At 70.2% G+C, this 17,437-nt stretch carries 20 protein-coding genes; 14 read left to right on the plus strand and 6 right to left on the minus strand.

Translation table 11 applies throughout. From position 1 onward, the window contains the following. The first annotated feature begins 5 nt into the window (after positions 1 to 5). Positions 6 to 1,925 (plus strand): glycosyltransferase, encoded by a 1,920-nt coding sequence (locus AB0N03_RS37045; RefSeq protein WP_364382052.1) that lies wholly within the window; start codon positions 6 to 8, stop codon positions 1,923 to 1,925. Positions 1,926 to 1,980: 55 nt separating this feature from the next. Here the strand turns inward: AB0N03_RS37045 and AB0N03_RS37050 are convergent, their stop codons facing one another. Beyond that, positions 1,981 to 2,226 (minus strand): hypothetical protein, encoded by a 246-nt coding sequence (locus tag AB0N03_RS37050; RefSeq protein WP_364382055.1) that lies wholly within the window; start codon positions 2,224 to 2,226, stop codon positions 1,981 to 1,983. A gap of 114 nt (positions 2,227 to 2,340) precedes the next feature. Between AB0N03_RS37050 and AB0N03_RS37055 the strand changes: the two genes are divergently transcribed. From AB0N03_RS37055 to AB0N03_RS37095, 9 genes are all read left to right on the plus strand, one after another. Next, complete coding sequence (locus AB0N03_RS37055) at positions 2,341 to 3,102, plus strand: ESX secretion-associated protein EspG (RefSeq protein WP_364382166.1); 762 nt, start codon at positions 2,341 to 2,343, stop codon at positions 3,100 to 3,102. A gap of 124 nt (positions 3,103 to 3,226) precedes the next feature. Continuing rightward, on the plus strand, positions 3,227 to 3,673 hold the full coding sequence (locus AB0N03_RS37060) for a hypothetical protein (protein WP_364382058.1): 447 nt from the start codon (positions 3,227 to 3,229) through the stop codon (positions 3,671 to 3,673). A gap of 4 nt (positions 3,674 to 3,677) precedes the next feature. Continuing rightward, on the plus strand, positions 3,678 to 4,250 hold the full coding sequence (locus tag AB0N03_RS37065) for a DUF3558 domain-containing protein (RefSeq protein ID WP_364382061.1): 573 nt from the start codon (positions 3,678 to 3,680) through the stop codon (positions 4,248 to 4,250). A gap of 9 nt (positions 4,251 to 4,259) precedes the next feature. Next, complete coding sequence (locus AB0N03_RS37070; RefSeq protein ID WP_364382064.1) at positions 4,260 to 5,741, plus strand: hypothetical protein; 1,482 nt, start codon at positions 4,260 to 4,262, stop codon at positions 5,739 to 5,741. Between the two features lie 103 nt (positions 5,742 to 5,844). Further along, a complete protein-coding gene (locus tag AB0N03_RS37075; protein WP_364382067.1) occupies positions 5,845 to 6,348 on the plus strand; it encodes a YbaB/EbfC family nucleoid-associated protein in 504 nt (167 codons plus the stop codon). A 13-nt stretch (positions 6,349 to 6,361) separates the two neighbouring features. Beyond that, positions 6,362 to 7,180 (plus strand): WXG100 family type VII secretion target, encoded by an 819-nt coding sequence (locus AB0N03_RS37080; protein ID WP_364382070.1) that lies wholly within the window; start codon positions 6,362 to 6,364, stop codon positions 7,178 to 7,180. 1 nt (position 7,181) lies between these two features. Further along, positions 7,182 to 8,483 (plus strand): hypothetical protein, encoded by a 1,302-nt coding sequence (locus tag AB0N03_RS37085; RefSeq protein ID WP_364382073.1) that lies wholly within the window; start codon positions 7,182 to 7,184, stop codon positions 8,481 to 8,483. Further along, positions 8,476 to 8,889, plus strand: a complete 414-nt coding sequence (locus tag AB0N03_RS37090; protein ID WP_364382076.1) for a hypothetical protein — start codon at positions 8,476 to 8,478, stop codon at positions 8,887 to 8,889. Before AB0N03_RS37085 ends, AB0N03_RS37090 begins: the two co-directional genes overlap by 8 nt. Next, the gene (locus AB0N03_RS37095) at positions 8,886 to 9,854 is read left to right on the plus strand and encodes a hypothetical protein (protein ID WP_364382079.1); all 969 of its coding nucleotides are present in this window, start codon (positions 8,886 to 8,888) and stop codon (positions 9,852 to 9,854) included. Before AB0N03_RS37090 ends, AB0N03_RS37095 begins: the two co-directional genes overlap by 4 nt. Here AB0N03_RS37095 and AB0N03_RS37100 read toward each other — a convergent pair. From AB0N03_RS37100 to AB0N03_RS37110, 3 genes are read right to left on the minus strand one after another with little or no spacing between them, the layout of a single operon-like run. Continuing rightward, on the minus strand, positions 9,848 to 10,756 hold the full coding sequence (locus AB0N03_RS37100; RefSeq protein WP_364382082.1) for a glycosyltransferase family 2 protein: 909 nt from the start codon (positions 10,754 to 10,756) through the stop codon (positions 9,848 to 9,850). The two genes, AB0N03_RS37095 and AB0N03_RS37100, sit on opposite strands and share 7 nt — an antisense overlap. Continuing rightward, on the minus strand, positions 10,756 to 11,571 hold the full coding sequence (locus AB0N03_RS37105) for an ABC transporter ATP-binding protein (RefSeq protein ID WP_364382085.1): 816 nt from the start codon (positions 11,569 to 11,571) through the stop codon (positions 10,756 to 10,758). The genes AB0N03_RS37100 and AB0N03_RS37105 overlap by 1 nt, the downstream gene beginning before the upstream one ends. A gap of 5 nt (positions 11,572 to 11,576) precedes the next feature. Then, entirely contained in the window at positions 11,577 to 12,530 is a 954-nt protein-coding gene (locus tag AB0N03_RS37110) for an ABC transporter permease (protein ID WP_364382087.1), read from the minus strand. Positions 12,531 to 12,674: 144 nt separating this feature from the next. Between AB0N03_RS37110 and AB0N03_RS37115 the strand changes: the two genes are divergently transcribed. From AB0N03_RS37115 to pseI, 4 genes are read left to right on the plus strand one after another with little or no spacing between them, the layout of a single operon-like run. Beyond that, positions 12,675 to 13,301: a glycosyltransferase family 29 protein gene (locus AB0N03_RS37115; RefSeq protein WP_364382168.1), complete on the plus strand. Its 627-nt coding sequence runs from the start codon at positions 12,675 to 12,677 to the stop codon at positions 13,299 to 13,301. 31 nt (positions 13,302 to 13,332) lie between these two features. Then, positions 13,333 to 13,767, plus strand: coding sequence for a hypothetical protein (locus AB0N03_RS37120; protein ID WP_364382090.1), 435 nt, complete (start codon positions 13,333 to 13,335; stop codon positions 13,765 to 13,767). A gap of 1 nt (position 13,768) precedes the next feature. Then, complete coding sequence (locus AB0N03_RS37125; RefSeq protein WP_364382093.1) at positions 13,769 to 14,221, plus strand: GNAT family N-acetyltransferase; 453 nt, start codon at positions 13,769 to 13,771, stop codon at positions 14,219 to 14,221. 26 nt (positions 14,222 to 14,247) lie between these two features. Beyond that, positions 14,248 to 15,297, plus strand: coding sequence for a pseudaminic acid synthase (pseI, locus tag AB0N03_RS37130; RefSeq protein WP_364382095.1), 1,050 nt, complete (start codon positions 14,248 to 14,250; stop codon positions 15,295 to 15,297). Here the strand turns inward: pseI and AB0N03_RS37135 are convergent. Together AB0N03_RS37135 and pseB are read right to left on the minus strand one after the other, a co-directional pair. Next, positions 15,294 to 16,424 carry an aminotransferase class I/II-fold pyridoxal phosphate-dependent enzyme gene (locus tag AB0N03_RS37135; RefSeq protein ID WP_364382098.1) on the minus strand — a complete coding sequence of 377 codons (1,131 nt, stop codon included), beginning with the start codon at positions 16,422 to 16,424 and terminating at the stop codon, positions 15,294 to 15,296. The two genes, pseI and AB0N03_RS37135, sit on opposite strands and share 4 nt — an antisense overlap. Further along, complete coding sequence (pseB, locus tag AB0N03_RS37140) at positions 16,417 to 17,400, minus strand: UDP-N-acetylglucosamine 4,6-dehydratase (inverting) (RefSeq protein ID WP_364382101.1); 984 nt, start codon at positions 17,398 to 17,400, stop codon at positions 16,417 to 16,419. Before pseB ends, AB0N03_RS37135 begins: the two co-directional genes overlap by 8 nt. Between the last annotated feature and the right edge of the window lie 37 nt (positions 17,401 to 17,437).

The raw sequence follows: 17,437 nt of genomic DNA on the forward strand, positions 1-17,437 counted from the left end.
ACTTCATGCCCGGTAAAACAGCCACCCCGGCGCCGACCACCCAAGCCGGCGCGGCCGCCGAGACGCGGTTCACCGAGCACACTCCGCAGGGTCGCCTGACGGCGCAGCGCGGTCTCTACGCCGGTCCGGCGCCGATCGTCAGCAAGGACCTCTACGCCGAGCTCGAGTGGGGCGCGGCCGTGCGGGAGCGTGCGGTGATCACCCTCGAGCCCGCCTCCAAGGTGTCGGGCAACACGTACTTCGGCCGGTTCCCGGCCAGCTACTGGCAGCGCTGGTCGACGGTGACCGAGGTTTCGGTCGAGGCCGTCGTCACCGGCACGGGCCTGCTGTCGATGGGCGCGTCCGACGTCGAGGGCGAGCCCCGCGCCGTCGCCGCCGAGCAGGTCGCGGACGCCAAGCAGGCGAAGGTGACGCTGACCTCGCCGCTGGACAAGTTCTACGACGGCGGCGCGCTCTGGCTGGACCTCGAGACCGAGGGCGGCCAGACGCTGCGCGTCGAGCAGGTCCGCTGGACGGTCGAGGCCCCGGAGAAGATCCGCCCGACCGCGGTGACCATCTGCACGATGAACCGCGCCGACGACTGCCTGAAGAACCTGCAGGCCCTGGCCGCGGACGTCTCGTCGCTGGAGACCCTGGACGCGATCTACGTCGCCGACCAGGGCACCGACCTCGTCGAGTCCCGCGACGGGTTCGAGCAGGTCGCGAAGGACCTCGCCGACAAGCTGCACTACATCAAGCAGCCGAACCTCGGCGGCGCCGGCGGCTTCACCCGCGGCCTCTTCGAGGTGGCCGGGCACACCGCCACCGAGCACGCGAACGTCCTGTTCATGGACGACGACGTGCTGCTGGAGCCGGACCTGGTGATCCGGATGACGGCGTTCTCCAACCGCGCCGCCAACCCGATCATCGTCGGCGGCCAGATGCTCAACCTGTTCCACCCGAACCAGCTGCACGTCGGCGCCGAGTACGCCCGGCTCAACACGCTCGAGCCCGGCCAGCCGGTCGAGCACTCCCTGACGACGGCCGACCTGCTCGGCGTCGACGAGGAGACGCTGAAGCCGAACCGCCAGGAGCGCCGCCTCGACGCCGGCTACAACGGCTGGTGGTCGTGCCTGATCCCCTACGAGGTCGTCCAGGCCACGGGCTACCCGATGCCGTTCTTCTTCCAGTGGGACGACGCGGAGTACTCCTACCGCGCCCGCGCGCACGGCTTCCCGACCGTGACGCTGCCGGGTGCGGGCGTGTGGCACGCGGACTTCCACATGAAGGACTGGGACGAGTGGCACCGGTACTTCAACCTGCGCAACTCGATCATCACGGCGGCGCTGCACTCGCCGTTCAACCTCAACCTGCTCTCGCGGGTTCTGCTCGCGCAGCTGGTGCGCTACCTGCTGGGCATGCAGTACGGCCTGTCGGCGACGCTGATCAAGGCCGTCGAGGACTTCCTCGAGGGGCCGGAAATCCTGCGTGACGGCGGCGTCGAGGCGATGAAGGAGATCCGCCGCATCCGCGACCAGTACCCGGAGACCAAGCGCCACAAGGCGACCGACGTCCCGGGCATCGCGTCCAACGACATCGGCATCATCAACAGCGCGCCGCGGCCCAGCATGCAGCGCCTGGTGCTGATCAAGCGCGTCCTCGACCGGGTCCTCGGCCGCAGCCGCTTCGGCCTCGGCGCGGTGCCGATCGACGAGGCGAACTGGTGGCACATTGCCCTGTTCGACACCGCGGTCGTGACGGACGCGAACCAGGAAGGCGTCCGCGTCCGCTCGTACGACAAGGTCAAGATGTTCGACCTGGCCAAGCGCGGCGCGAAGGTGGTCCAGCGGCTGCGCAAGGAAGGCGCCGGCGTGCAGGAGCAGTACAAGCGTGCCATGCCGGAGCTGACCTCGCGCGAGAACTGGCAGCGCCTGTACAAGCTCTGATCCACGGTGTCGCCGAAGGCCGTCTCACGCTCGTCGTGAGGCGGCCTTCGCCGTCTCAGCCGTGCATGCCGAACACGGTGCTCTTCCGGGTGAGGTCGTCGACGTACGCGGCGGCCACGTGGGCGAAGTTGATCGCGACCTCCGAGTGGTCCTTGGTGGTCACCGTCTCGACCGCGCCGGCCCGCACGAGCTGGGTGAGCCTGCCCGTCAGCTTGGCGGATTCTTCGGTCGTCAGTGCGAACAGCAGCGGTTCCCCGCCGGTGGCGAGGTGCAGCACGAGTGCGGGTTTCGGATCGGCCATGCGTCCATCGGACCAGCGGCGATCTTGCCTCGGCAAGCGGGTTCGCTGAGGGCGCAGAGCGGGGTGCACTACCGTTTCCCCCAGTCCGGAAGAACCCTCGGGGGGATGGAAGCGATGCCGCACTCGTTCTCGCTGTCGCTGGCAGCGGTGGACATCCTGCTGGAGCAGCTGGGCCTCGGCCACGCGCCGACGCCGTTCGAGGTCCCGCACATCGGCACGACCGTCGAGCAGCGCGCGATGATCCGCGACGCCGTCGTCCGCGACCTGACCGGCCGCGGGCTGTGGAGCCGCGGCCGCCTCGACCCGGACGCCGAGCTGGCGCTGGCCACGTTCGTGCGGGGCAGCGTGGTGATCAACGCGGCCGCCGAGCTGGGCGACCGTCACCTCTTCGCCCGCGTCGCGTCCGACGGCCAGTTCGCGGTGCTCGCCCGCCAGGACGAGAACCTGATCGTCTTCGAGGAGGTCCGCCCGACGGGCATCGTCCCGGCGATCGTCGACCTGCTCCCGCTGACTCCGGCGGCGCCCGGCCAGTCGGTCACCATCTCGCGCCCGGCGGAGCAGCCGCGCCACCAGCGCCGCGACGACGCCTACGACCCCTTCGCCGGTGTCACCGGTCCGCGTGCCCAGAGCAGCGGCGGCCCGCAGCTCCGGATGATCGAGCGCGTCTTCCAGGAGCCGAAGAAGCGCGTGGGCCAGTTCACGACCCAGACCCGCGGTGGCACGTTCCCGCCCCTGGCCTGGTTCGACACCCCGTCCGGCCGCTGGTTGATGTCGTCACGCGCGGCCGCGGACGGCCAGCGCTGGGTCACCTACGCCCCGGCGGACAACGCCCGCTTGGCCCAGCAGCTGTACGCGCAGCTCGAAGGCCAGTTCTGAGGGAACCGCCGGTCGCCGCCCCGCGTCACAGGTGAAGATCGGCGAACGGCAGTGGCGCAGGGTGCCCGGCTAGTAGACTTCCGGGTGCACACGCTTGGGCTGAGTGATTCGGGGTGGAACAGCGATGTTGTTAGCTGACGGCGGCGGCGGCTCGATGTCGGACATCGTCAACCCGCTCTCCTCTGCCGGTATGGGTGCCGCGGTGCAGGCCGTCACGGCCGAAACCCAGAAGCTGGTCGATGCGGCCAAGGGCGGCGGCTTCAAGATCACGCCGGAAGGCGTCAAGCCCCTTCGCGACGCGCTGACCGCCCTGGTGACCGACCTCGACGGCCTGGGCTACAAGGCCGCGGCGCTGGACCAGGCCCCTCAGCTCGGCAGTCACCCGTACGGGCAGACTGTGGCCACGCACGACCAGAAGGGCGCGACGGAAGCCGAAGGCTCGGCGCGGTCGGTGCTGAACCAGCTCAAGACGGTCGCCCAGCAGGCCGACGAAGCCCTGGCCCGGGCAGCGGGCCTGTACGACGAAACCGAGAACCAAGCCTTCTCCTCGCTCCGGACCAAGCAGGCCTGAGGTAATGAAGAAACTCCTCATTCGTGTCGTTCTTCCGCTCGTCGCCGGCGGAGCGCTGCTGGCCGGCTGCACCACCACCCAGGGTGGAACGGCGTCGCCCGCGCAGTCGCCGTCGGCCGGCGAGCCGAGCACGCCGGAGAGCTCTTCCTCGGGTGGGGGCGGGACGCAGTCGATCACCGATCCCTGTTCGCTGCTCGAACCGGGCGATCTGACCGGCTACGGCGAGTTCAACCCGCCGGAGAACGACACCCTCGGTGGCGCCCGCGTGTGCAGCTACCAGAAGAAGATCGCCTCGGCGAGTGACAAGGGCATGGTCGTCGGCGCGAACGTCCGTGACGACGCCACGATCGACCAAGTCCGGGACACCGGTCGCGGAGTGGTCGACAAGGAGATCAACGGCCGGAAAGCGAAGGAATCGCTGGATGGAGCCGCTCCCGGGTGCACGCTCGGTCTGGCCGTCGGCGCTTCGTCCCGGGTGGACGTGGCGGTGACGGCGGTCGAGTCGTCCGAGGAGGCCTGCCAGATCGCCGAGGAAGTGGCCACGAAGGCCGTCGAACCCCGGTTGCCGAAGGGATAGGGGACCCAGATGACGACGCGACAGGGGCCGCCACCGAAGACCCCGGACAAGACGCCCCAGCAAGTGCAGGACATGGCACCCGCCGAGCGCGACGCCTACCTGCAGAAGAAGGCCGACGAGGGTGTCGACCCGGGTAACTGGCTCTTCGGGCCGCTCCAGCAGTGGGTGGCCCAGCAGAAAGCCAAGAACCAGTCCCAGGAGATGGGCGACAAGAACGTCGCCGAAGCCACCAAGGGCCGTGACGTCGAGTACGTCACCGGCTTGAACGCGCCGAACGCGGACTACAAGGGAACCGACCACACGCAGCTGCAGGCGTTCCTCGAGAGCAACCTCAACGTCGAGCAGGTTTCCGACGTTTCGACCGCGTACCACCAGGTCCACCAGGTCTTCGACAAGTTCGCCACTTCGATGAACACCGCGGTCAACGCCTCCAAGGGCACCTGGGAAGGCACCGCGGCGACCAACGCGCAGCAGTACTTCACCAGCCTCGGCACGTGGTCCGACGCCAACTCGCAGAACGCGAAGCTCGCGTCCGAGACCATCTACGACCAGGGCCAGGCGGCCTCCACGGCGAAGAACTCCATGCCGGCCCCCATCCCGTTCTCCTGGGGCGACGAGTTCAAGTCCTGGGCGACGTCGAATCCCTTCAGCCTGCCGGACAACGTCGACAAGTCCCTCCAGAAGCAGAAGGACAGCCAGGCGGCGCACGACGAGGCCGCCGGCGTCATGTCGGCCTACGACAAGAACCTTTACCAGGCCGCGTCGAAGCAGCCCGCCTTCGCGCCGCCGCCCAGCTTCAGCACCGGTGGCGGCACCGGCGACCCCAACGGGACCGGGGACAAGAACGGCATCAACACCCCGTCCAGCGTCGACGTGCCGGGTTCGAACACGGGGACCAATCCGGGGGGCGGCACCAACTTCACCACCGGCAACATCCCCGGCCCCGACATCACGCCGCACATCTCCGGGCCCGGTTCGACCACCGGCGCGGGCCTGCTCCCGGCCGGCACCACCACGCCGTCCGGCTTCACGCCGGGTTCGGTCCCGGGTGGGTCGGCGTCGAACCCGAACCAGTCCTTCGGCGGCATGCCGCCGATGAGTCCCATGCCCATGGGCGGCGGCATGAACTTCGGCGGCGACGAGGCCTACAACTCCAAGGTCGGCGGCGGCCGCGGGGCCGGCGGTGGCTTCGGTCCCGGCGGCTCGGGCGGTGCGGGCAGCTCGACGGGTGCGGGTTCCGCCTCGGGCGCGGCCCGGCCGGGCGGCATCGGCGCGGCCGAAGCGGCCGCGGGACGCGGGATGGGCGGCCTCGGCTCGGGTGGCGCGGGCGGCCGCGGCAGCGGCATGGGCGGCGGCGGCATGGGCCGCGGCCAGAAGGGCGAGGGCGACGAGGACACGGAGCACTCGCGCCCGACGTACCTGGTCGAGGGTGACCCCGACGAGGTCTTCGGCACCGACCTGCGCACCGCCCCGCCGGTCATCGGCGAATAACGGACAACGGCGAAACGGCCCCGGGCGACCGGGGCCGTTTCTCGTTCGAGCCGGACGTGGAACCCGTAACCTTCGCTGCGCGTCGGAGACCGCGGAGGCGACGATGACCCCTGAGGAATGGCTGGCGAACTTCGAAACGAAGATCGCCGACGTGCGTGAGAAGGTGGAAGAGTTCCGGGCCGGGCTGGAGGCCTCCGGGACGACCGTCGCGTCGCCCGACGGCACCATCCGCGTGGGCGTCGCGCCGAACGGCTCACTCACCGAGCTGCAGCTCACCGACTCGGCGCTGACCGGCAAGTCCGGGGCCAAGCTCGCCGAAGAGATCCTCAAGCTCGCGCGCAAGGCGCAGCGCGGTGCCGCCGTCAACGTCGCCGCCGCCTTCGCGCCGCTGGGCGGGGACACCGAGGCGATGCACATGGTCACCGGCTACGTGCCGCCGGAGGAGCCCGAGGAGCCGGTCGCGCCCGAGCCGTCGCAGGAACGCCGGCTCTGGCAGCACGACGAGCCGGAAACCCCGCCGCCGCCACCGCCGGTCCGCCGCCCGCCGAGGCCGCCGCGCGACGACGATGACGACTTCGGGGACAACACGTTCATGCGCCGGGACTGAGGGGACCGAAACCATGACCACCGCTACCTCGGGTGCCGGCATCGTCGACACCTACGCCGGGCTCGTCGACTCGATCAAATCGGACTCCGAGTCCGAAGGCGAACACGTCCTCGGGGTCGCCGTCAGCGCCGCCGGCGCGGTCGTCGACACCGTCGGCGCCGTGATCGACCCGCTCGGCGCCGTCCTCAACGCCGGCGTCGGCTGGCTGCTGGAACACATCAGCTTCCTGCGCGAGCCGCTCGACGCGCTGCTCGGCAACCCCGACGAGATCAACGCCAACGTCGACCAGCTCAAGTCCGCCGCGGCCGAGATGCACACGCTCGCCCAGGAGCACCGCGACGACCTCCGCAGCGTCGCCGAATGGACCGGCCAGGCCGCCGACGCCTACCGCGACAGCCTCACGAAGATGGCCGAGGAGCTGGAGTCCCTCGGCAAGACGCTCGACGGGACCGCCGCGGTCGCGGGCATCTCCGGCATGCTCGTCTGCACGCTGCGCGGCATCGTCTTCGGGCTCATCTCGTCGGTGATCGCCGAGCTGATCCGTGACGCGCTGATCGCGGCCGCCTCGGCGGTGGTCACGTTCGGCGGCTCGATCGCCGCGTTCTGCGGGGTGGCCTCGGCGCGCGCCGCGGCGACGGCGTCGAAGATCGCGGGCAAGATCAGCAAGCTCCTCGAAGGCTTCGCGCGCCAAGGCGGCCGGCTGGCCAAGCTGATGGAGGCGATGGAGAAGCTGACCAAGGGCCTCGACCGGTTCTCCACGGCCGGCGGTCTCGCGATGGGCGCGTACCAAGCCGCGAAGCCGTACGACACCCAGCAGCCGGCGGAGGCCTGAGATGGCCACCCACCACACGAGCACGCCGCACCACACCAGCGCGCCCCACCACCCGAGCACGTCCCACCACGAAACGCCGCACCCGACCGAGCCGCACCCGGTGCGCGAACCGCACTCGACGGGTGGCGGGAGCGGCGGCGGGTACGCGCTGCACACGGACTCGCTCGGCACCATGGAGGGCCACCTCGGCCGGACGAAGGACAAGGTCCACGCGGTCGGCCAGACGGTGGCGGGAGCGAACTTCGGCGCGAAGTCGATGGGGATCGTCGGGTCGGGGATGACCGGCACGCTCAACGGCACGGTGTCGGCGGCCAAGGAGCACGTCGCTCGCGCGGGCCAGGCGGTCGACGACGCGGGGACGCGGACGAAGGCCGTCAAAGAGCATTACCAGACGACCGAGGCGAACAGCGCGGCCGCGATCGCGGCCGCGGGCAAGCCGGTCGATGCCCCCAAGACGGCCGCGGCCGGTGGCGGCGGTAACCCGCCCCCGAAACCCCCGCCGCCCCCGGCTTCGGACCCGCCGGACCCGCCACCGGGCGGCATGCGCAACGACCAGGGCCACCACGCGTCGGACGACGAGCTGCGAGGTCAGTACACACGCGAGTCGATGCAGACGCGCCCGACGTCGACGGACGACCAGATCCGCGCCGCGGCGAGCCGGTTGGGCCACGACCCGGACCAGCACCTGGCGATGACCCTCAAGCCGACGGCGGACCTGACCCCGGCCCAGCGCGCGGAGATCGTGGCGGTCCGCAACGAGCTGAGGGCCGACCCGGGCGAGATCATGACGAAGGTGGTCAAGCCGGAGATCGGCGAAAGCACGTTGCTGAACCCGACGCCCACGAGGGACTTCGACCCGCGGCAGGTCGGTGGTTCGGTCGCCCGCGGCAGCGACACCTCGCAGTACGGGACGCCCCAGGAGTTCCGGGACAAGCTCGCCCTCGACGACAACGGCGCGGGGTGGACCCCCATCAAGGCGGGCGCCGGCGAGGCGTACCAGCTGCGGTTCCCGGCCTCGGACAACCCTCGTGCCATGGAGATCAGCTACGGCGGCACGGATCCGGTGACCGCACACGAAATGCAGGGGCTGTCCGGGCAACCCGGGCCTCGCGAATGGCAGCCACCGTTCCTTGGCACCGGATACACCGGCGGAGGTGTGCCCGAGTGGATCCACACGAGGCAGGGCTACGAGGGCCGTGGTGAGATGTGGCTCGTGCACGCGGATGGGACCGAATCCCTGGCCGGGGTGTACCTGGACGGACGAGGGTGGTTCGACGTGCGCGGAGGAGGATCCGGTGCCTGAGATTTCGCCGCGCGACTGCGCGGTCCATCAAGGCGAGGTTTACCGGGCTTCCGGGCGGCCACCGGGCAAGGTCGCGTTGCGCCGCGAAGGTGTTTCCGAGCAGGTGGTGCCGATCGCGGACCTCGACGAGTGGTACACGGTCCGCACCTGGGGGACCTTCCTCGGGCACGAGTTCGAGATCTACTTCGAGGACGAAGACGGGTACACCATCGGCGTGGTCGGGACCGGCGACGGGCACTGGCTTGCGGCGACCTGGGCCAAGCCCGAAGAACACCCCGAGGTGCGGTTCCGGCAGATGGACCGGTTCACCTACGAGGCTTCGGTCCCGAAGCACATGGTCAGCGACATCCACGAGGTCCGCACCGACAGCCTCGGACCGTGGCGAGAACAGCAGGGAAACCGATGAGTCCTGACGCTCCCGCCGGTCTGCTCGGCGGCACCGTCGTCCAGCTGCCGGTCAAGCCCGGGCTCGTCGGCCTCTACCTCGGCAACGTGCTCGTCCCCGGCCGCTTCGAACCGCACCGCGTCCAAGGTTTCGCCGGGCGTGTCGAGGACGTCGCCGAGCTGGACACCGCCGATGCCGTCCGGAACTACGGCCTCGCGAAGATCCCCGGCTGGGGCCCGCTCGACGTGCTCTACCTGCTCCGCTTCACCGCCGGGCACACCTTCCCGTTCCGCACCTCCTACGGCTCCTCGGACCGGGAAATCTCCGCCGAGCTGGGTGTCGCGCGCGTTTACCCGCCGCCGTACCTCGGGACCGGGTACTTCCCCGGCGTCGACCACCCGCTGCCCGAGTACGTCCTGCGGCTGGTCGAACTCCCCGTCGGCGCCGAGCTCCTGGTGCACCGGGCCGACAACACCGAGGAGCGGCTGGGCCAGTACCACAGCCGGAAGGTCGGCTGGATCCCCGAACAGAAGGACGCGTTCGGCGAAGCCGCGTTCTTCCCGCCGCCGGTACCGCTGCCGCCGCTCGTGCGGCGCGGCTACACCGCCCGGTACCGCGGGGGCGACTTCGATGCCGAGTTCGCCGGGCCGGCCCGGCTCGTGCTGCACCCCTTGCCGGGAGCCGTCGCGCCGGCCGACTTCGGGGAGACCTACGGCTTCCGGATGAAGACCGTCGACCAGGTCGAGCTGGACGAGCTCACCTTCGTGCGGACCCTGTGCCGGTGGCGCGGGGGCACCTTCGAGCTCCTCGGCCGGACGCGCGACACCGCCGACCTGCACCTGGTCGACGAGGACTACCTGCTCGCGCGCGACCTCGAGCTGTCCGAAGTGGACTATCGGGTGTGGCGCCGGAGCGTGCCGGGCGCCGAGCTCACCGACGTCCGGACCGAAGCCGTCCCCGTGCCGCTCGAAGGGCAGTTTCAGTAGCGGTAGAACTTCTCCGCCCGGCCCTGCCGCACCAGCTTCAGCCACTGCAGGAACGCCTTCGGGTCGCGCTTCACGCCCACGAAGTACAGTCCGAACCGGACGAACTCCAGCGCGCCGATCTTGCGCATTCCCGGCTGGGACAACAGGTATCCGCGGTTGCGGTACGTGTAGTACCGCTTGACCTCGTTCTCCGGGTCCTGCGCGTGGAACTTGCCGCCCAGCATGGGCTTGAACTCGTCCGAGCCGTCCGGGTGCAGGTACTTCGTCTTCAGCGAAGTGCCGAACGGCAGCCCCGAGCGCACCAGCCGGCGGTGCAGCTCGACCTCGTCGCCGCGGAAGAACAGGCGCAGGTCCGGCACGCCGACGACGTCCAAAGTGGACGCGCGGAACAGTGCGCCGTTCATCAGGGACGCGATGCCCGGCAGGAAGTCGGTACCCAGCTCGGACTGCGAACGCTTCCACGTCAGGCCGCGGCGCAGCGGGAACGCGAGCTTCTCCGGGGCGTCGATGTTGGACACCACCGGCGAAATCTCCGCCAGGTTCCGCTTCTCCGCCTCGGCCAGCAGGATCGCCAGCACGTTCTCGTCGGCCGGCCGGCCGTCGTCGTCGGCCAGCCAGATCCAGTCCGCGCCCAGGGACAGCGCGTGCAGCATGCCGAGCGCGAACCCGCCCGCGCCGCCGAGGTTGCGGTGCGAAGGCAGGTACGTGTGCGGCAGCGGGTAGTTCTCGACGACTACACGGGCCGAGTCGTCCGGCCCGTTGTCCACCACGACCAGGTGGTCGACCGGCCGGGTCTGGGCCGCGATGATCTTCAGCGAGTCCGCCAGCAGCTCGCGCCGGTGCCGCGTGACGACCACGCCGACGACCGCGCCGTCGGGCAGCTGCCGGGTCTCGCTGGCCATCATTCCCCGCCGTTCGTCGTCGCCACCGGCTCGATGCCCAGGCGCTGCAGCGTGTCCTTGCTCATGTCCACGAACGGGTCGCGGCCCTTGTACCCGGTGAGAACGTCCCGCAGCGAGCCCTGTTGCTTGAGGTGACCTTCGTCCATCCAGAGGGCCGAGTCGCACAGCTCGAAGAGGAACTCGTCGGAGTGGCTGGCGAACACCAGGATGCCCGAGCGCTTCACGAGATCCTTGAGCCGGTCGCGCGCCTTGTTGAGGAACGCCGCGTCGACCGCGCCGATGCCCTCGTCGAGAATCAGGATCTCCGGGTCGATCGAGGTGACGACACCGAGCGCCAGCCGCACCCGCATGCCGGTGGAGTACGTCCGCAGCGGCATCTGCAGGTAGTCGCCGAGCTCGGTGAACTCCGCGATGTCGTCGACCCGCTTCTCCATCTCCTTGGCCGTCATCCCGAGGAAGAGGCCGCGGATGATGATGTTCTCCTCGCCGGAGATCTCCGGGTCCATGCCGATGCCGAGGTCGAAGACCGGGGCGATCTTGCCGGTGATCCGCGACGAGCCGCGGGTGGGCTCGTAGATCCCGGCGAGCAGCCGCAGCAGCGTGGACTTGCCGGCGCCGTTGTGCCCGACCAGGCCGACCCGGTCGCCCTCGCGGAGGTTGAGGGTCACGTCGTGGAGGGCCTCGATGATCGGCACCTTGGTGTCGGTGCCGATCTTGCCGCCGACCTTGCCGAGGACGCGTTTCTTCATCGACCGGGTCTTCGCGTCGAAGATCGGGAAGTCGACGAAGGCGTTCTGAACGTCAATGCTGACCATTTGTGTCACACCCAGTAGGAGACGCGGGCACGGTAGTTGCGCATCGCGACGAGCGCGAGCGCCCAGCCGACGATGGTGATGGAGACGACCACGATCCAGTTGCCGAGCGTGAACGACTGGCCGAGCAGCGGCGCCCGGACCACCTGCATGAAGTGGTACAGCGGGTTCAGCTGGATGATCGGCAGCACCCACGAGATGCTCGCGCGGGCCCCGCCACCGAGCAGCTGGTCGACCGGCCACACGATCGGCGTCCCGTAGAACAGCAGCTGGATCAGCGAGTTGATGACCTGCGGGATGTCGCGGAACCGGGTCGAGATGATGCCCAGCAGCAGCGTCACCCAGCCCGCGTTCAGCGCCAGCAGGAAGAACCCCGGAATGGCCAGCAGGATGTTCCAGCTCAGGCCCGGGTGGCAGAACAGGTCCCCGTGGCAGAGGCCGTCCGGGGAGCCCAGCGAATACGGGTTGTCCAGCGCGCTGAAGAAGATCACGAGGATGACCACGTAGACGATCATGTTGTGCGCGAGCAGCAGCGTCTGCCGCCACACCGTGCGCAGCATGTAGACGCTCAGCGGCGCCGGGAGCTGCTTGATCATCCCCTCGTTGGCGATGAACGTCTCCATGCCCTCGGCCAGGCAGCCGCTGATGAAGCCCCAGAGGATGAAACCGGTGGACAGGTAGGGCAGGAACACCTCGATGGGCGAGTGGAACAGCTGTGAGTACAGCAGCCCGAGCCCGAGCGCGATGACCGCCTGGCTGATCGTGATCCAGAAGGGCCCGATCACCGACCTGCGGTAGCGCTGCTTGATGTCCTGCCAGCCGAGGTGACCCCACAGCTCGCGGGCTCCGAAACCGGCCTTGATGTCGGCGAAGGCGCGCGCGAACGTCTTGCTGTCCGACATCGGCGGTGCCGAGGTCGTCACGGGCGAGTCCGCGGCCTGAACCGTGCTGGTGGCATGCACGTGGACGAGGGTACCGATGGGATGAGCGGCGTCCGGGCCACCCCGCCCGTGTGGTAGAGGTTAGGGACCGCTACGCGGTGGGGCGTGTCCTGTGTGCTGGTACTTTCTCGGCTTATGACTGCTGCTCTCGGCGCGGCGAGCTTGATGGTCAACCTGCTCGCGGCCTACGCCGACCGGCCCGACCCGCGTTCGGTGGCCGTCGTCGGAAACCAGCCGCTCCCGCCCGACCCCCAGCGGGCGAAGGCGATCGACGCGTGCGACCTCGTGATCCGCGTCAACGGCTTCGTCGTCGACAAGCCGGGCGAGGAGGTCGTCGGCTCCCGGACGCACGTCGTGGTGTTCAACCGGGCGATCCGGGCCACCCCGTACGTCTTCCAGGACTACCGGAAGCGGCTCTACCTGCTGGTCGAGCCCGGCCGGATGCACTGGGAGCCGGAGGACGTGCCGGGCTGGTGGCCCGCCGACCTCGGCGCGGTCCCGGTGTCGAACCGTGAGGTGGTGCTGCCGCTGTCGGACGCGCTGGGCCTGCCGACCCGCGACGAGCCGACGTGGTCGACCACCGGCACGCTGGCCGCCTGGATCGCGCGGACGTCGTTCCCGACCGCCCAGCTCGTCCTCACCGGGTTCTCGTTCATCGACAACCCGGACCAGACCTCGTGGGAGCACGCCGCCGGCGACTCCTGCATCGTCGGGCCGGAGCACCAGATCGCCGCCGAAGGGCGGCTGCTGGACTCCTGGACCAAGACCGGTGACACCACCCTCCTGCGCTAGACGCGCGTCCCACCCAGGTAAGGAACTCTCCATGGCAGTGCAGAAACTGGGCAGAGGCCTGCTCGAGCGGATCGTCCGGGTCGTCGACTTCCGCGTGGACGAGCGCACGCGCGGCCTGGCCGAGCGCGTCAACAACCTCGAGCACGCGACCGCCGACCACCGGCGCCGGCTGGACAACGCCGAGCACAACCTCGAGCAGGCCCGCGGCGACCTGCGCTGGACCCGCGCCGAGCTCGACCGCCTGATCCCGCACGTGGCCGCGCAGGAAGGCCGCCTGGAGACGCTGCGCGAGTCGATGTCGCTGGTGCCCAGCACCGACAGCGCCCAGATCTCCGAGGCTCGCACGCTGATCGAGGAGATCCAGCGCCAGCACGCCCAGATCCGCGTCCGGCTCGCCGGCATCTCCCGCTACGAGGACCGGCTCCGCCGCCTCGAGGACCGGGTCGAAGAGCCCGTCAGCCAGTAGGTTGCGCGCCCGGGAAGCCACCGAAGCGGACGCCGGGCTGCTGCTGGGCTGGCGCAACGACCCGCGCACGCGGCAGTCGTCGCGCTCGACGGCCGTGGTCTCCCTGGCGGAGCACCTCGCGTGGCTGCGCGGGGTGCTCGCGGATCCGGCCCGGCTGCTGCTCGTCGTGGAGCACGAGGACGCGCCGGCCGGCACCGTCCGGTTCGACCGCCGGGACGGCGACGGCTGGGAGGTCAGCATCACCCTCGCGCCGGAGCAGCGCGGACGCGGCCTGTCCGGCGCGGTGCTCGCCGAGGGCGAGCGGGCGGCGCGGGAGCGCCTCGGCGTCCGGGTCGTGCTGGCCGCCGTCCACCAGGACAACGCCGCTTCGGCGAAGCTGTTCGAGCGCGCCGGGTACGCCGAAGCCGCGCCTGCCGTCAGCGGCTTCCGGCAGCTGCGCAAGACTCTGAGCTGACCCGCAGTCCACCCCGGGGAGGCACCATGCACGACATCCGGTTCGGCGCGCACCAGATCGGTCCGGGCCACGCGCCGTTCGTCATCGCCGAGATGTCCGGCAACCACAACGGCGACCTCGACCGGGCGCTGGCCATCATCGACGCCATCGCGGAGACCGGCGCGCAGGCGGTCAAGCTGCAGACCTACCGCCCCGACACGATCACCATCGACGTCGACACCCCGGCGTTCCGGATCGGTGACTCGCATTCCCTCTGGGGTGGCGAAAACCTCTACAAACTGTACGAAAAGGCCCACACGCCCTGGGAGTGGCACGAACCGCTCTTCGAGCGCGCCCGTTCGCACGGCCTGGAGATCTTTTCGAGTCCCTTCGACCCGACGGCGGTCGAGCTGCTGGAGTCGCTGGACGCGCCGGCGTACAAGATCGCGTCGTCCGAGATCGTCGACCTGCCGCTGGTCGAGCTGTGCGCCCGGACCGGCAAGCCGCTGGTCATCTCCACCGGCATGGCGAACGTCGCCGAGATCGACGCCGCGGTGCGCACCGCCCGGGCCGCGGGCAACGACCAGCTCATCGTGCTCGGCTGCACCGCGAGCTACCCCGCGTCGCCGTCCGAGAGCAACCTGCGCGGCCTGCCGCTGCTGGCCGGCCTGACGCAGACGCTGGTGGGCCTCTCCGACCACACCCCGGGAATCGGCGCGCCGGTCGCCGCCGTCGCGCTCGGTGCGGTGGCCATCGAAAAGCACGTCACGCTGGCCCGGGCCGACGGCGGCGTCGACTCCGAGTTCTCGCTGGAGCCGTCGGAGCTGGCCGCGCTGGTCACCGAGACGCACCGGGCGTGGGAAGCGCTCGGTCAGGCGGTGCTGGGCCCGCGCGAGAGCGAGAAGGAAGGCCTGCGGCTGCGCCGGTCCCTCTACGTCGTCGAAGACGTTCGCGCTGGTGACGAAGTGAGCGCGCGGAACGTCCGGTCGATCCGGCCCGCGGGTGGACTGGCCCCGGCCGAGATCACGGCCGTGGTGGGGCGCACCTTCCGCGTCGACGCCGCGAAGGGCACGCCCCTGACCTGGGACCTGATCTAGAAGAACGCGCGGACGGCGTCGACGACGCGGTCGACGTCGTCATCGGTCAGCGACGGGAACAGTGGTAGCGAGAGCTCCTGCTCGTAATAGGCCTCGGCGTTCGGGCAGAGCCCGCGCCGGTAGCCGAGGTCCTCGAACACCGGGTGCCAGTAGGCCGGGATGTAGTTGACCTGGACGCCGATGCCGACGCCGCGCAGGTGCTCGAAGAGCGCTTTGCGACGGCCCTCGAGGACCCGCAGCGGGTAGAGGTGCCACACGGGGTCGGCGCCCGGGCGGCTCGGCGGCGTCGCCACGCCGTCGACGTCGGCCAGGGCCGCGCTGTAGCGGGCGTGGATCTCGGCGCGGCGCTTCTTGAACTCCGCGAGCCGCGTGAGCTGGCTGCTGCCGAGCGCGCAGAGGACGTCCGGCAAGCGGTAGTTCAGGCCGAACTCGTGCACCTCCTGGTGCCAGCCGCCTTCGTCCGGGTAGCGCTGCTCGGCGCGGTCGCGGACCAGGCCGTGGTTGCGGAACTTCCGCGCCCGGTCCAGCAGGCTCGCGTCCGGCGTGACGACGGCGCCGCCTTCGGCCGTCGTGAGGTTCTTGGTCGGGAAGAACGAGAACGTCGTCAGGTCGGCGATCGAGCCCACCGCGCGGCCCTGCCAGGAGCCGCCGACGGAGTGCGCCGCGTCCTCCAGGAGCAGCGCGCCCGCGTCGTGGGCTGTCTTGGCGAGCGCGTCCAGCTCGGCCGGGTGGCCCGCGTAGTCGACGGCGGCGACGACCTTCGTGCGTTCGGTCACCGCGGCTTTCGCCGCCTCGACCGAAAGGTTCCCGGTATCCGCTTCGACGTCGGCGAAGACCACCTTCGCGCCGTGCAGTGCGGCCGTCGCGGCCGTGGCGACGAACGTCATCGGCGACGCGACGACCTCGTCACCGGCCTTGAGGCCGGCCGCCGCGTAGGCGACGTGCAGGGCCGCGGTGCCCGAGGTGACGGCCACCGCCGGGGTCCCGCCGGTGTGCGCCGCGAGGTCGTTCTCGAACTGCTGGACCGCGGGCCCGGTGGTCAGCCAGTCGCCGCGAAGCACGCCGACGACGGCCTGGATGTCCTCTTCGCTGATCGACTGGCGACCATACGGAAGAAAATCAGGCATGCTGCCCGACCAGTTCGCGCAGCTCCTCGCCGTCCAGCCAGAGGTCGTTGGTGTCCGAGCGGTAGGCGAAGCCCTCCGGCATCGGCGTGCCGTCCGCCGGCGGCTGGAAGCCCCAGCCGGCGAGGTGCGGCTGCACGACGTAGCGGTCCTTGAGCTGGACCGTCCGGCGCGCGTCGTCGGGGGCGATCATCTCCTCGTGCAGCTTCTCGCCGGGGCGGATGCCGACCTCGTGCATCTCGCTGCCCGGCGCGATCGCCTGGGCCAGGTCGACCAGCCGCATGCTCGGGATCCGCGGCACGTACAGCTCGCCGCCGTGCATCTGGTCGAACGAGTCGACGACGAACCGCACGGCCTGGGGGAGCGTGATCCAGAACCGGGTCATGTCCTTGTGCGTGATCGGCAGCGACTCGCCCTTTTCGGCCAGCTTGCGGAAGAACGGGATGACGCTGCCCCGCGAGCCCATCACGTTGCCGTAGCGGACCACCGAGAAGCGCGTCACGTGCGCGGCCGCGTAGTGGTTGCCGCTGATGAACATCCGGTCGGCGCACAGCTTGGTGGCGCCGTAGAGGTTGATCGGGCTGGACGCCTTGTCGGTCGACAGCGCGACGACCTTCTTGACGCCCGTGTCGATCGCGGCCTCGATCACGTTCTGCGAGCCCATGACGTTGGTCTGGACGAACTCGAACGGGTTGTACTCACCGGTGTCGACCTGCTTGAGCGCGGCGGCGTGCACGACGTAGTCGACGCCGTGCATGGCGCGCTCGAGCCGGCGCCGGTCGCGGATGTCGCCGATGAACCAGCGCAGGCGCGGGTCGTCGTTGAACAACTGCCGTGCCTCGTACTGCTTCAGCTCGTCGCGGGAGAGCACGACCAGCCGGCTCGGGTTCAGTTCGGCGAGGGCGTGCGCGATGAACGCCTTGCCGAAGGAACCGGTCCCGCCGGTGAGCAGGATGCTGGAGCCATCCAGCTCGGACATCGTTGACCTCCGCGTTTCGGTGACTGTGGCCGTCGGC

The sequence above is a fragment of the Amycolatopsis sp. NPDC051061 genome, assembly GCF_040682935.1.
GTDB lineage: Bacteria > Actinomycetota > Actinomycetes > Mycobacteriales > Pseudonocardiaceae > Amycolatopsis.